13 protein-coding genes are annotated in these 13,825 nt (G+C 63.2%); 11 read left to right on the forward strand and 2 right to left on the reverse strand.

Annotated elements, in window-relative coordinates; translation table 11 throughout:
- The first annotated feature begins 246 nt into the window (after positions 1–246).
- Together D477_RS05235 and pdxR are read left to right on the forward strand one after the other, a co-directional pair.
- Positions 247–1,143 (forward strand): universal stress protein, encoded by an 897-nt coding sequence (locus D477_RS05235; RefSeq protein ID WP_005267861.1) that lies wholly within the window; start codon positions 247–249, stop codon positions 1,141–1,143.
- Positions 1,112–2,653, forward strand: a complete 1,542-nt coding sequence (gene pdxR, locus D477_RS05240; protein WP_005267862.1) for a MocR-like pyridoxine biosynthesis transcription factor PdxR — start codon at positions 1,112–1,114, stop codon at positions 2,651–2,653. Before D477_RS05235 ends, pdxR begins: the two co-directional genes overlap by 32 nt.
- 30 nt (positions 2,654–2,683) lie before the next feature.
- Here the strand turns inward: pdxR and D477_RS05245 are convergent, their stop codons facing one another.
- Together D477_RS05245 and D477_RS05250 are read right to left on the reverse strand one after the other, a co-directional pair.
- Complete coding sequence (locus tag D477_RS05245; RefSeq protein WP_043845747.1) at positions 2,684–2,872, reverse strand: helix-hairpin-helix domain-containing protein; 189 nt, start codon at positions 2,870–2,872, stop codon at positions 2,684–2,686.
- Between the two features lie 172 nt (positions 2,873–3,044).
- Positions 3,045–3,626: a TetR/AcrR family transcriptional regulator gene (locus D477_RS05250; protein ID WP_237740711.1), complete on the reverse strand. Its 582-nt coding sequence runs from the start codon at positions 3,624–3,626 to the stop codon at positions 3,045–3,047.
- Between the two features lie 117 nt (positions 3,627–3,743).
- On the opposite strand from D477_RS05250, the gene D477_RS05255 reads away from it, so the two are divergent.
- The 9 genes from D477_RS05255 to D477_RS05295 form a co-directional block, all read left to right on the forward strand.
- Complete coding sequence (locus D477_RS05255) at positions 3,744–4,202, forward strand: cupin domain-containing protein (protein WP_237740712.1); 459 nt, start codon at positions 3,744–3,746, stop codon at positions 4,200–4,202.
- A gap of 258 nt (positions 4,203–4,460) precedes the next feature.
- A complete protein-coding gene (gene torT, locus D477_RS05260) occupies positions 4,461–5,468 on the forward strand; it encodes a TMAO reductase system periplasmic protein TorT (protein WP_190273526.1) in 1,008 nt (335 codons plus the stop codon).
- Positions 5,469–5,492: 24 nt separating this feature from the next.
- Positions 5,493–7,016, forward strand: a complete 1,524-nt coding sequence (locus D477_RS05265; RefSeq protein WP_043845749.1) for a sugar ABC transporter ATP-binding protein — start codon at positions 5,493–5,495, stop codon at positions 7,014–7,016.
- Entirely contained in the window at positions 7,016–8,119 is a 1,104-nt protein-coding gene (locus tag D477_RS05270) for an ABC transporter permease (protein ID WP_005267868.1), read from the forward strand. Before D477_RS05265 ends, D477_RS05270 begins: the two co-directional genes overlap by 1 nt.
- Positions 8,116–9,561, forward strand: coding sequence for a gamma-aminobutyraldehyde dehydrogenase (locus D477_RS05275; protein ID WP_005267869.1), 1,446 nt, complete (start codon positions 8,116–8,118; stop codon positions 9,559–9,561). Before D477_RS05270 ends, D477_RS05275 begins: the two co-directional genes overlap by 4 nt.
- Positions 9,562–9,749: 188 nt before the next feature.
- Positions 9,750–11,132 carry an aspartate aminotransferase family protein gene (locus tag D477_RS05280; RefSeq protein ID WP_005267870.1) on the forward strand — a complete coding sequence of 461 codons (1,383 nt, stop codon included), beginning with the start codon at positions 9,750–9,752 and terminating at the stop codon, positions 11,130–11,132.
- Positions 11,133–11,203: 71 nt separating this feature from the next.
- Positions 11,204–11,614, forward strand: a complete 411-nt coding sequence (locus tag D477_RS05285) for a cupin domain-containing protein (RefSeq protein ID WP_237740713.1) — start codon at positions 11,204–11,206, stop codon at positions 11,612–11,614.
- Positions 11,615–11,639: 25 nt separating this feature from the next.
- Positions 11,640–13,115, forward strand: coding sequence for a gamma-aminobutyraldehyde dehydrogenase (locus D477_RS05290; protein WP_005267872.1), 1,476 nt, complete (start codon positions 11,640–11,642; stop codon positions 13,113–13,115).
- Between the two features lie 267 nt (positions 13,116–13,382).
- On the forward strand, positions 13,383–13,825 hold a 443-nt coding region (locus tag D477_RS05295), incomplete at its 3' end, for an NAD(P)H oxidoreductase (protein WP_052510693.1).

Raw genomic sequence — 13,825 nt, forward strand, 5'->3', positions numbered from 1 at the left:
CTGGGCCGGCCGGGCCTGGCCGAGCGCCCGCGCGCAGACCCACCTGCTGGCAGCGATGCCGCAGGGCGCCTTTCCCGGCGTGGACGAAACAGAGGTCTACTCGTTCCTCACCCAGCACTCGCCGACCGACTGACCAGGTCATCTGCCGGTGCCCGTGTTTGCAAGGACGGGCCAAGCTGGTAGACATGGGCCTCAGATGTTGAGCCGCTGTGGGCCGCACCACAGCTGACAGGAGGCAAGGGAGCTATGCGCTATATCGTCGGCGTGACCGGGGACGAACGCGGCCGGGAGGCCATCGCGCTGGCCCTCGCCTTGGCGCAGACCCCGGAAGCGCAGCTCGATCTGGTGCATGTGCTCACCGGGCCCGCTCCCGAGGCCGCCTCGTCCGCTTCGGAACGTGCCTACCAGCAGTACCTCGCGGGCAACGCGGGCGTCTGGCTGGACAAGGCGCTGGCGCTGGTGCCGCAGGACGTGGCGGCGGAGAAACACCTGCGCTTTGCGGATTCCTTCGCGGAAGGACTGATCCAGGCGGCCGATGAGCTGGGCGCCAGCCTGATCGTCGTCGGCGCGTCGAGCAAGGGCCTGTTCAAGCGCTTCACGGTCGGGACCGTGGCGAATGCGCTGCTGCACGCCTCGCATGTTCCGGTCGCGCTGGCTCCATCGGGCTACCGGCCGCCGCGCTACCTGACCCGGATGACCTGCGCCCTGGGCACCCGTCCCGGCGCCGAAACGCTGCTGGATGTCGCCGTCGAAGCAGCTGCGCTGCGGCACGTGCCGCTCCGGCTGATCTCGCTGGTTACGCTTGACGCCGGCCACCGCCGGCAGGACAGCCGGGAGATCGAGAAGTGGGCGCAGGGCCACGCCAAGCTCGCGCTGGACCGGGCCCTTGCCGGAGTAGCCCAGCGCACGCTGGTCACGTCCGCCGTCGCCGGCGGCCATTCGATCGAGGAAGCCATCGAGCGGCTGGACTGGGATGACAGCGAAATCGTGCTCATCGGCTCCAGCCGGCTCGCCGCGCGCAGCCGGATCTTCCTGGGCACCACCGCCAACAAGATGCTGCGGGCGCTGCCGGTCCCGATGGTCGTGGTGCCGAGGGACCACGCCAAGCTCGATGCGCAGCCCGGCCAGCCCGTCGATGGTTAGCGGCGGAACCGGACCGCAGGGCGGGAGGGAAGCGGACGCCGCCAGGTCCGTACGCACGCTGGTCTCCGTCAGCCCGGGGAGCAGCGAGCCGCTGTACCGCCAGCTGCGCCAGGCACTCGAGCACCAGATCTTCACCGGCGGCCTGAACCCGAACCTGCCGCTGCCCTCGTCCCGGGAACTGGCACGCGAGCTGGGCCTCTCCCGCAACACCGTCAATGCCGCCCTGGAGGAGCTGCAGGCTGAAGGCGTCATCGAGTCGCACGCCCGCCGCGGCTTCTTCGTCAATCTTCGGATGCTCCGCGGCCTCCGCCCGGCGAACGAAGGCCATCCCTCCCAGGAGCAGCCGGTCGATTGGTCCCGCCACATGGGCCGCAGGCTGGACGCAGACATGCCCGAGATCACGAAGGTCAGGGACTGGGCCTCCTACCCGTACCCGTTCGTCGCCGGGCAGGTCGACGAGAAGGACTTTCCGCGGCTGGGCTGGGCCAAGGCCCTGCGCGATGCGCTGGATCCGCCGCATCTGCATTTCAGCCTGCGCGATGGCGTCGATGAGGATGATCCGCTGCTGGTCCAGATGCTGTGCCAGCAGGTCCTGCCCGCCCGCGGCATCGAGGCCCGGCCGGAAAACGTGCTCATCACCTCCGGCTCCCAGCAGGGCCTGGACCTGCTCGCCCACACGATCATGGAGCCCGGCACCGTCGTCGGCGTGGAGGACCCGGGCTACGTGGACGCGCGGCACACCTTCGTCCGCGCCGGCGCCGCGCTCTGTCCGCTGCCCGTGGATGCCGCCGGCCTGGTCCCGCCGCCGCTGGCCGGAATCGGGCTGCTTTACCTGACGCCGAGCCACCACAGCCCGACCAACGTCACGCTATCCGGCGAACGGCGCCAGCAGATCCTGGCCGAGGCGCGGGCGGCGGATGCGCTGGTCATCGAGGATGATTACGACGCCGAATTCCGGTATCGCGGTAAACCCACCCCCGCGCTCAAAGCCTTGCCCAATAGCGGGCGCGTCATCTACCTCGGCTCGTTCACGAAGTTCCTGGCTCCGGGGCTGCGGCTGGGCTACCTGGTGGCGGATGCCGAGCTCGTGGCCGAACTGCGCAACCAGCGCCGCTACCGCCTGCGGCATATCAGCGGCCACCTCCAGCGCTCGATGGCGCTGCTGATCGAATCCGGCCAGTACCGCCGCACAGTGCGCCGCCGGCGGACCCAGCTGCAGCGCAAATGGGCCACCCTGACCGAAGCGCTCGGCGAGGTACTGCCCTGGCCCGTCGAGGCGCCGCCCGGGGGAGTGAGCGTCTGGCTGCGCGGACCGGAAGAACTGGACTGCGTCGTCCTCGCCGAACGAGCCCTGGCCGCTGGAGTCGTGATCGAGCGGGGCGACGTGTTCTTCTCCCGGCCGGAACAGAACCGCCAGTGCTTCAGGCTTGGCTTCGCCGCGATCGACCTGGCCGCCATCCGCCCGGGCGTGGAACAACTGGGACGGGTGATCAACGAGCTGACCCGCTAACCCGCAGAACCGCTTTTGGAGCCGGCGCTCTTAGCTTCCTTGCTCCCGAACTGTCCTCAGCAGCCGGATGGCCTTCGGACCGACGCCGTGAAGTTCCTTGAGCTCCTCCAAATCCTCGGGCAGGTCAGAAATGGAGGAGTAGCCGGCATCAATGAGCGCACCGGCAGCGGGCCTGCCTACGTTGACGCCAGCGAACATCGGACCACGGTCTGGTTGCATGCGTTCAGTGTTGCACGAACAACTCCACCGGATCTTCCTGCCAGGCTGACTAGGGTTCCGCTCCGGCACACGCTTTCCCCAATCCTCCCCTCCACGTTCACAAGGTCCTTGGAGCCGAACGCCGTTACGGCGCCTACGTCAGATTTCAGTCCCGTCGGGCTTACGAGGGGACTTAGACGCCCGCTTTGGTCAACAGGGCATCGATCATCATGAAGAACTGGGAGCGGTGGTCGGCTGCCCCGGGGTCGGTCATGTACTGCAGAGCCGCTCCATCGAAAATTGCTATGAAAGCCCGGGCCAACGCCCCAAATTCCATGCGGCACTGCTCATTGCTCTCCTCGGCGGCAACCGCGAACAGCTTTCCAAGTTCCAATTCGTAGGCGGGATAGATTTTTGCCGCGAGTGGGTTGGCGGGGGCATTGCGGGTAGCCCAGGCGACCAGCTCGACCTGCGCCAGGATTTCTTCGGGCGCCTCTTCCAGTGACCCCCAGTAGCCTTCTGCTACATGCTCAAAGGCTTTTCGTAGCCCCAGATTGGTCGGCACGTCGGTAGAGAAACGGCTCATGCGTTGGAGCCAGTGTTCCGCGGCCGCGGCCATGAGTTCATCTTTATCGCTGAAACAGTAGTGAACGCTCGATAAGGATGCCTCCGCCTCTTTGGCGATGTCCCTCAAGGTGATGGCTTGGACACCCTCCCGCTGCATGAGGCCTACGGTGGCAGTGATCAGCTGTTCTTTTCGTTCCTTAGCAGGCACTCTCAAGGACTCGATCCTCCCCTTCAGAAAACATAACTGTCGACTTCGTAACGAAGTAGGACGATTATCTCAGACTATTGACTGGGACATCTGTCCATGTAAGAGTATCACTCGTTCGTGACAGACATCACATCACCCTTCGCGGTTGAAAGCGAGTTAAGGATGCAAACACAGAATGCGGCAGCTGGCAGCGTGGCCAGTCATGCTGATGCCATTGATTTTTGGGCAGCGCAGCCTTTGAAAAACATGAAGCCGGAGTGGAGCCGTATGGGGACTCGGCTGATATGCCCGGATTCGTTGGACCGGTGGGACGGGTTCGCCCTGTCCGAATGGGAGCTGTCGGCTGCTGCATGGGAGGACTTCCACCCGCACAGTGAGACCAACTTCGTGGTCGCCGGCGAGCTTCATATCGAGTGCGGTGGGCAAACAGTTGTACTTGGTCCTGGGGATGCGGCGCGGGTCAACGCGGGACGAGTCGGCCGCTATTGGGCACCGATATACGCGCGGATGATCGCCGTTTATGGACCTAATCCCGACGGCCTGGAATCGGATGCCTTCAAGTACACCGAGATCTGAAATCTTCCACTTCTTTTCCTTCTCTCATAGGACTTTCGAATGTTCACTTCACTGAAGCGCGCACCCAAACCACTTCTGGCCCTTGGCGTCTCCACCCTGATGGTTGCACTGGCTGGATGCACCCAAGCAGAATCGGCGGCTGTGGCCGAGCGCCCCGCCCCGGCGGCCGCTCCCACGGAAGCTTCCGGAGTCTTCGCGGACACTGCTAAGAACACCTTCGAAACGTTGACCACTGCTGCCACAGCGAGCGATTGGGCTGTGCCCATCGAGGTCATCAATTGCGACACACCAGGTTGCGATGGTGAGCGGACACCGGGCGTGTACACCCCGTTGCCGGCGGGCAGCGGAGAGGGCATGTCCCTGTGCGCGCTGCTGCCGCATGTCAAGGATCCATATTGGCTCGGCATCAACGAAGCCCTGGTGACCGAGGCCGAGAGGTCCGGAGCGTCCCTCCAGGTGTTTGAAGCAGGCGGTTATACGGAGATCAGTAAGCAGGTCGACCAGTTGTCCAACTGCGTAGCCGGCGGAGCCGACGCCATGCTGATTGGTGCCGTCAGCAATGAAGCCCTGAACAGCAAGATTGACGAGATTGCAGCACAAGGCGTCCCGGTTATCGACATGATCAACGGTGCGACGACCACCAATGTGGCGGGGCGCGCGCTCTTCGATTACTGCACACTGGGCGGCAACCTCGGGAAACACCTGAAGGAAGTCGGGGAACCGGTGAAGGCCGTGTGGTTCCCCGGGCCGGCAGGTGTGGGTTCCCTGGAGCAGCTGATGTCCTGCTTCAAGGAACAGACCTCCGGGTCAAACGTTGAGCTCCTGGGCGTTCAATACGGTGATACCGGGAAGGACGCCCAGCTCGACCTGGTCGAGAACGCGCTCGAGGCGTATCCAGACATGAACTACATCCTCGGCAGCGCCACGACGGTTGACGCCGCCACCGGGCCTCTGACCGAGCGCGGTCTGCAGGATGACATCAACACCGCCTCGTACTACTTCACGCCAGAGGTTGCAAGCCTTCTCGAATCCGGCGGCGCGACATGTTCAAGTGCCGGCAACGACCTGGTCCTTGCGAAAGTGGCTCTGGACATGGGCGTCAGGACCTTGGCAGGAGAACCGCTCCTGGGCGGGGCGCATATCGGCACTCCAGCAAGCGTAATCTGCGGTCCGGCTGCCGGCGAGAAGTGGGACAACCTCGATCAGCTGATCCGCGAGCTGAATCTGCCGTCCAAGGGCTTTCAGCCCGTTTTCTCGGTCAACTGATTGGGTGCACCGATGAATGCCGTCATGACCGATCATCCTGTCCAAGCTCCCGGCGCCACCATCTCCGTAACCGCTCTGACCAAACGGTTTCAAGGATTTCCAGCCCTGCAGGACGTCACGATCGATTTCCTGCCGGGAGAAGTACACGTGCTTTTCGGTGAGAACGGGGCCGGGAAATCGACCTTGATTGGCGTCCTGGCAGGGATTCACCGGCCGGATGGAGGCACAGTCATCCTGCAGGGTCAGGCCATCCAACCCACAAGTCCCCGGCATGCCCGCCAGCTTGGCATTGCGGCCGTGTTCCAGGAACCGGCCCTGGTGCCACAGCTGACCGTGGCGGAGAACCTAACCCTCGGCCGTGAACCGATGTCGTTGGGACTGGTCGACAAGCGTGCCAGACAGGCCGCCGCAGCACAGGCCCTGCAGCGCATCGGGTCGAACATCGATCCTGCTGCTCATGCCCGTGATCTCAGCAGGGCCGAACAGCAGATCGTCGAAATCGCCCGCTCACTGCAGGGAGAGGCGAAGGTTCTCATTCTTGATGAGCCGACGGCCTCGCTAACGGATGAGGAGACCAACCAACTCTTCACGGTAGTCGAAACCCTGCGCCGGGAAGGAATCGCAATTATCTATATCACCCATCGCATGAGCGAGATCCGCAGAATCGGCGAACGCATCTCCGTGCTGCGGGACGGAACTTTGATCCGCACTTGCCCGCTGGAGCACGTCACCGACGATGACCTGGTCACTCTCATGACCGGCAGGCAGGTCGGAGCACTATTTCCCGAGATCCCGCACCGGCCCGGAAGCACGGCCCTTGAACTTCACCAGGTGCACGGCAAGGGAGTGCACGGCGTCGACCTGTGCGTGCGCAAAGGTGAAGTGGTCGGACTGACCGGACTGATCGGCTCCGGCAAAGCCGAAATCGGCCGCTTATGCTTCGGCCTGTCCCGAACCCTGTCCGGCGGGATCCACATCAACGGTCAGGATGCACGATCAGGGTCACCGGCAGAACGGCTGCGCCAAGGTGTCATCTACTACCCTGCTGACCGGAAGCATGACGGTCTGATCTTCTCGCGATCCGCCCGGGAGAACGTCTCGCTGTCCGCCCTGGACAAATGGGCCAGATCAGGCTTCATCAACCGACGCCGCGAAAAGCTTGAAGCCGAAGCAGTGCTGCGGCGTCTGTCCCTGCGCCCCGGCAACCCGGACGCCCTGCCCACCAGCTTCTCTGGTGGCAACCAGCAGAAAATTGTCCTGGGCAGGGGATTCACCCGTCCTTATGACATCCACATCTTCGATGAACCGACGACCGGCGTCGACGTGGGAGCCAGGGCAGAGATTTACCAGGCAATCCAGGAACTAGCAGAATCCGGAGCGGCAGTCCTGCTGATCTCCTCGGACCTGCCTGAAGTCGTCAACCTGGTACACCGCGCCTACGTAGTCGCGGAAGGCCGGATAGCCGGCGAGTTCTCGGGCAGTGACCTGAACGAGGCAACCATCCTCCCGGTGTTTTTCACCCAATACGACAAGGAGCCGGCCAACTGATGCAAACAAAGACCGCGACCCGGGCAGCCCGGGGCCCCGCCCCTGCGCTGGCCCCGAGTTCCCCGCCATTCAATATCGGCAACCTCGTGCGGCAACAGTTCATAGCCTACGGAATCCTGCCGCTGCTGCTGATAGTCCTCATTATTACCTTCGCTGTGGTTGAACCACGCTTCATCTCCCAAACGAACATCATCAACGTGGCACGGCAGGTCAGCTTCCTCGGCATCATTGCCATCGCCCAAATGCTCTACCTGATCACCAGAAACTACGACCTGTCCAACGGCGGCACCGTCGCGCTGTCATCAATCACCTGTGCGACCGTCATGGTCTCGGCACCCCAGGAGAACCCGGCACTGGCCATCCTCCTCGGCTGCCTGGCCGCCCTGCTTATTGGACTCATCGTCGGCATCATCAACGCCGTCCTGATCGCAGTGTTCAAGGTGAGCTCATTCATGGTGACCCTAGGCACCGGCTTCGCAGCCACAGGCGTGGCGCTGCTCTTTGCAGGGGGCGTTCCGGTTACCGGCCTGCCCGTCGAATTCTCCCGGAACTTCGGCACTTCCCTCGTCATGGGCATCCCGTTCCCGACCTTCATGCTGATCCTGGTGTTCGTCGGAGCCTATGTCCTGTTGAACTGGACCCGCCTCGGGCGGCAGGCCTACGCCGTCGGCGGCAACGAAAAAGCCGCCTATCAGGCAGGCGTCAACGTTAACCGGACCCTCATTGCGGTCATGGTGATGGGCAGTTTCCTGGCCGCTCTGGTCGGCGTCATGATCACCGCCCGGGTCTCCACCGGTGAAGCCAACATCGGCGTCCAGTATCCGATGGAGTCCATCATTGCCGCGGTCATCGGCGGCATCGCGCTGGCCGGCGGCGAAGGCCGCGTATCCGGGGCCTTTATGGGCGCACTGTTCATCGTGCTGCTCAACAACGGCATGGACCTCATCCGGGTCCAGGGGTATGTGCAGGACATACTGCTCGGCGCCCTACTCATCCTCGCGCTGTTGGTCGACCGCGTCCGCACAAAGATACGGGTCACCGCGCCCGCAACGAATCTTCCGATCCAAGTCCCGCTCACGTCTGACAAAGGAGAAAACAAGTGACAGGCAAGCGCACCATCCGCAACTTCATCAACGGCCAATACGTAGACAGCATTGACGGACACACCCAGGACCTCATCGACCCGTTCAGCGGAGAAGTCTTCGCCGTAGCTCCCGTCTCCGGGGACAAGGATGTGGACGCGGCCTACCAGGCAGCCTCCACAGCTTTCACAGCCTGGAAGCGCACGACACCGGCTGAACGGCAGCTCGCGCTGCTCAGACTTGCCGACGCCGTGGAAGCCCGCCAGGACGAACTGATAGCCCTGGAGTCGCAGAACACAGGTAAACCGCTCGCGCTGGTCAAGTCCGAGGAAATCACTGGCATGGTCGACCACCTGCGCTTCTTCGGCGGCGCAGCGCGCGTGCTGGAAGGAAAATCGGCCGGCGAGTACATGGAGGACCACACCTCCTGGATCCGCCGGGAACCGGTCGGAGTCGTGGGCCAGATCGCCCCGTGGAACTACCCGATGATGATGGCCGTGTGGAAGATCGCCCCCGCATTGGCAGGCGGCAACACGATAGTGCTGAAGCCCAGTGAAACCACGCCGGAATCGACCCTGCTGCTGGCCGAACTGGCCGCCGAATTCCTGCCGGAGGGTGTCCTCAACGTCGTGTGCGGTGATGGCGGAACAGGCCGGAAGGTCGTCAGTCACCCCCAGGCCGACATGGTCTCCCTCACCGGCTCGGTGGGAGCAGGCATGGACGTTGCAGCCTCGGCCGCACCCGATCTGAAGCGGGTCCACCTTGAACTCGGGGGCAAGGCCCCCGTGATCATCTTCGATGATGCCGATGTGGAAGCAGCGGCGGAGGCAATAGCCATCGGGGGCTACTTCAACGCCGGCCAGGACTGCACAGCATCCACTCGGGTACTGGCAGCTCCAGGCGTGCACGACCGGTTTGTTGAAGCTTTGACCCGGCAGGCCGAGGCCGTTGTCACCGCGTACGACCGGGGCCTCGATGACGAGGACGCGCTGCTGCCGCCGCTCAATAACAGCCGGCAGTTTGAGCGCGTGTCGGGATTTATTGATCGCCTGCCTGCCCACGCCGTGATCAATACCGGTGGCTGCCGCTTGGGCGACCGGGGCTTCCACTACGCCCCAACGGTCGTTTCCAATCTGCGGCAGGACGACGAGATCGTGCAGAATGAGGTCTTCGGACCGGTCATCACAGTGCAGAAATTCACCGACGAAGCGCAGGCACTGGAACTGGCGAACGGTGTCCCCTACGCGCTGGCGTCGTCCGTGTGGACCAGGGACTTCGGCCTGGCCATGCGCATGAGCCGCGAACTCGATTTCGGCACCGTCTGGATCAACACCCACATCCCGCTTGTCGCCGAGATGCCCCACGGCGGGTTCAAACACTCCGGATACGGCAAGGACCTCTCCATGTATGGGCTCGAAGACTATACCCGGGTCAAGCATGTCATGGCCAACATCAACAGCTGAGCCGCCTGTGGCGGTTGGCCTTCTCGGGGCCAACCGCCACAGAACCTAACAGCGTGCCCGCGGGGCTGCCCGTTCACGACCCAGATGCGCTATGCAAGGCATCCTGTCACGGCCGGCCCCGATACGAGTCCAGCAATCACATGTAAATCCTGGTGCCGGTTATCCCGGCGCAAGTCATGGAGCAGATAATGACCGAACTGACACTCAACCGGTCCGCCACACGCGAAAAAGAAGCGGCCCGCGAACACTTATGGATGCACTTCGCCGCCCACCCGCAAACCGCCGATGAACTGCCCCTGATCGTGCGCGGCCAAGGCGCATACATTTACGACGACGCCGGGAAGAAGTACCTCGACGGGCTGGCAGGGCTGTTCGTCGTACAGGCCGGGCACGGACGCGAGGAACTGGCAGGTGCCATGTCCCGCCAGGCCTCAGAGCTGGCATTCTTTCCGGTCTGGTCGTACGCCAACCGACCGGCAGCAGAACTTGCTGAACGACTGGCCGGCCTCGCACCCGGGGGCCTCAACAAGGTCTTCTTCACCAACAGCGGCAGCGAGGCAGTTGAATCAGCGTGGAAACTGGCGAAACAGTACTTCAAACTCACCGGCAGACCGCTCAAGCACAAGGTCATCTCACGCATGACCGCATACCACGGAACAACACAAGGTGCCCTCTCCATCACTGGAGTGCCGGAACTCAAGCAGGACTTCGAGCCCCTCGTTCCTTCGGCCCACAAAGCCGTCAACACCAACTTCTACCGGGCGCCGCTCCACCAGGACGACCCGGAAGCCTTCGGCCAGTGGGCCGCCGACCAGATTGAACTCGCGATTCAAGCAGAAGGCCCCGAAACGGTTGCCGCAGTGTTCCTGGAACCTGTCCAAAACTCCGGCGGCTGCTTCCCGCCGCCGCCCGGCTACTTCCAACGCGTTCGCGAAATCTGCGACACCTACGACGTACTCCTGGTCAGCGACGAAGTCATCTGCGCCTTCGGCCGGCTGGGCGCCTACTTCGGAGCCGACAAGTTCGGGTACCAGCCCGACATCATCACGTGCGCCAAGGGTATGACAAGCGGTTATGCACCGATGGGAGCAATGATCGCTTCCGACAAACTGTTCGAACCCTTCGCCAGCGGCCGGAACACCTTCAAGCACGGATACACCTTCGGCGGTCACCCGGTCGCCGCGGCGGCCGCCCTCGCAAACTTGGACATCTTCGAACGGGAAAAGCTCAACGATCACGTCCTATCTAACGAGATAGCCTTCCGGCGAACTCTGGAAAAGCTGCACGACCTCGCCCTCGTAGGCGACGTGCGCGGGGACGGCTACTTCTACGGTATAGAACTGGTCAAAGACAAGACCAGCAAAGAGACCTTCAGCGCTGAAGAAAGCCGACGCATCCTCAAAGGCTTCCTCTCCAAGCAGCTCTTCGAGAACGGGTTGTACTGCCGCGCGGACGACCGCGGCGACCCCGTCATCCAGCTGTCCCCACCCCTAATCGCCGGCCAGGAAGAGTTCGACGAGATCGAGCAAATTCTGCGCCACACCCTGACCCAAGCGGAACAGCTCCTGTAAGTGTCGCCTCACCCCGCCGTACCCACCATCCAGCGTGCCAGCAAAGTCATGACAGCAGAAAGGACAAACTCATGAGCGCCACCAGCGCCAGTCCATCACCATCACCTGAAGCTCCCGCAGTCGAGTACTGGCCCGCCCGGCGACTGGAAACCATGCGTCCCGACTGGCCCAATAACAGAGGCCGTTTCATCATCCCCAACCACCCCCAGGGATGGAACAACTTCGCCCTGTCCGAGTGGGAGCTGGAATCCTGCGCCTGGGAAGACTTCCACCCGCATGACGAGACCAACCTCGTGATCTCGGGCGAACTCCACATCCAAGCGGACGGCAAAACAGTCGTGCTGCACCCCGGTGACGCAGCACGAGTCAAGGCCGGTCGCGTCGGACGCTACTGGGCACCGACCTACGCCAAGATGGTGGCCATTTATGGCCCCAACCCCGTGGGCATGGACTCCCATTCCTTCAAGTACTGGGACCTATAGACAGGTCGAAAGGCGAGGCAAAATCATGCACCAGTTCATTGACGGCAAATACCGCGAAGGTCGCGGCGAGGAGGCCAAGCAGATCAACCCCGCCACCGGCGAGGTGGCCGGGACCATCCGGTACGCGACAGCGGAGGACGTCGGCGAGGCCGTGGCCGCGGCCAAGCGGGCATTCAGCGCATGGTCGCGCCTGGCTCCGGTGGAACGCTCGACGGGCCTGCTGAAACTGGCCGCGGAGCTGGAACGTCGGGCTGACCAGCTCGCGGAGGTCGAGACCGCGGAAACCGGCAAGTCGATACGTCTCGCGAGCGGGTTCGATGTGCCCGGAAGCATCGACAACACCGCGTTCTTCGCAGGAGCTGCCCGGCAGCTGCAGGGGCTCGCCGCGGGCGAATATGGTGCCGGCGGCACGTCGATGGTCCGGCGGGAAGCGATCGGTGTGGTCGGCTCCATCGCGCCCTGGAACTATCCGCTGCAAATGGCCGCCTGGAAGATCCTGCCCGCCATCGCCGCCGGCAACACCATCGTGCTCAAACCCTCCGAGCTGACGCCGGGGACCAGTCTGCTCTTCGCCGCGGCCGCCCGTGACGCCGGCATCCCCGACGGCGTGGTCAACATCGTCACGGGCACCGGCCCGGAGGTCGGCGAGGCCCTGGTGGCCCACCCGGACGTCGCGATGACCTCCTTCACCGGTTCTACCGTGGTCGGCCGGCGGATTATGGAACTGGCCTCCCGGTCCGCCAAGCGGGTGCACCTGGAGCTGGGCGGCAAGGCCCCGTTCCTGGTTTTTGACGACGCCGATCTGGAAGCCGCCGCGCACGGTGCGGTGGCCGGTGCGATCATCAACGGTGGCCAGGACTGCACGGCGGCCACCCGCGCCTACGTCCAGCGGCCGCTGTTCGACGCCTTCACCGCACGTGTCGCCGAACTAATGGATCAGGTCATCGTCGGGGACCCCTGCGACACGAACACCGACCTCGGCTCGCTGATTACGCACGTTCACCGGGACCGGGTGGCAGGCTTCGTCGAGCGTGCTCGCGCTGCCGGTGCCCGTATCCTAGCCGGCGGCAGCGCTCCTGGCGGCAGCCTGGCCGGCGGGGCGTACTACCGGCCAACACTTGTCGTAGGCGCCGCGCAGGAATCCGAAATTGTCCAGGAAGAGGTGTTCGGCCCCGTCCTCACCGTGCTGCCTTTCGACAGCGACGACGAAGCAATCGCACTCGCCAACGACACCGCCTACGGGCTCGCGGCCTCCGCCTGGACCCGCGATCTCGACCGCTCCCTCCGAGCCAGCGCCGAACTCCAAGCCGGCTGCGTCTGGATCAACGAGCACATCCCGATCGTCTCCGAAATGCCCCACGGCGGCTACAAGGCCTCCGGCTTCGGCAAGGACATGTCCGCCTACTCCTTCGAGGAATACACCAACATCAAGCACGTCATGCTCGGCCGCGATCGCACCGCCCACAAGGAATGGCAGGACACCATCTTCCGCCTCCGCTGAACCGGGGAGAAGGCGTTTCACTGCAGAAGGAGCTCCCGAAACACTAGGATCATCGATTGCTCGATAAGGATCCGTATGCCCTGCGGAAGTCTCTGGTGCGCTTCAGCGGTTGAGGACTTTCACTGGTGCGCGTCCTGACTTGGATGCCGCATGTTGCATGCGCTGCGCTCCGTGTAGAACGAGCACAACAAGCTCAAGGGGAATCTGTTGATACATCGAGTCCAAGTGATCTGGGCCCATCCAAGAACCAACTCGTTGACGGCAGCCGTGGTCGACGCAATTGCTGAGGAGTTGCGCCAGGGTGGCGCCCAAGTTGACTTATTGGACCTCTATCGGAGCGAGTTTGGTTCATTACTTTGCGAGGCTGACGAACCCGATTGGGAGAATCCCGACAAACAGTACTCGCAGGAAGTCATCCGGCACGCGACACGAACAAAGTCGGCGAACGCTGTTGTTTTCGTGTTCCCGATCTGGTGGTTCTCTTTTCCCGCAATCATGAAGGGCTACTTGGACCGCGTCTGGAATTACGGTCTTTTCTATGGCGGTGGACGAAAAGCCAGTATTCCAAAAGTTCGATGGATAGGCCTAGCGGGCGAGACCAGCGAGTTCTTCACCAAGAGGAGCTACGACATAATGATCGAGCACCACCTGAACGTTGGCATCGCCGGCTTCTGCGGGATTAGAGACAGTCGCGTCGAACTGCTGTATGA

This window comes from Arthrobacter crystallopoietes BAB-32 (assembly GCF_000328305.2).
Taxonomy (GTDB): Bacteria; Actinomycetota; Actinomycetes; order Actinomycetales; family Micrococcaceae; genus Crystallibacter; species Crystallibacter crystallopoietes_A.

Coding starts and splice junctions, on each gene's coding strand:
- D477_RS05235 (WP_005267861.1), top strand. CDS start 247: ATGCGCTATATCGTCGGCGTGACCGGGGACGAACGCGGCCGGGAGGCC.
- pdxR (WP_005267862.1), top strand. CDS start 1,112: ATGCGCAGCCCGGCCAGCCCGTCGATGGTTAGCGGCGGAACCGGACCG.
- D477_RS05245 (WP_043845747.1), bottom strand. CDS start 2,872: ATGCAACCAGACCGTGGTCCGATGTTCGCTGGCGTCAACGTAGGCAGG.
- D477_RS05265 (WP_043845749.1), top strand. CDS start 5,493: ATGACCGATCATCCTGTCCAAGCTCCCGGCGCCACCATCTCCGTAACC.
- D477_RS05270 (WP_005267868.1), top strand. CDS start 7,016: ATGCAAACAAAGACCGCGACCCGGGCAGCCCGGGGCCCCGCCCCTGCG.
- D477_RS05280 (WP_005267870.1), top strand. CDS start 9,750: ATGACCGAACTGACACTCAACCGGTCCGCCACACGCGAAAAAGAAGCG.
- D477_RS05285 (WP_237740713.1), top strand. CDS start 11,204: ATGAGCGCCACCAGCGCCAGTCCATCACCATCACCTGAAGCTCCCGCA.
- D477_RS05290 (WP_005267872.1), top strand. CDS start 11,640: ATGCACCAGTTCATTGACGGCAAATACCGCGAAGGTCGCGGCGAGGAG.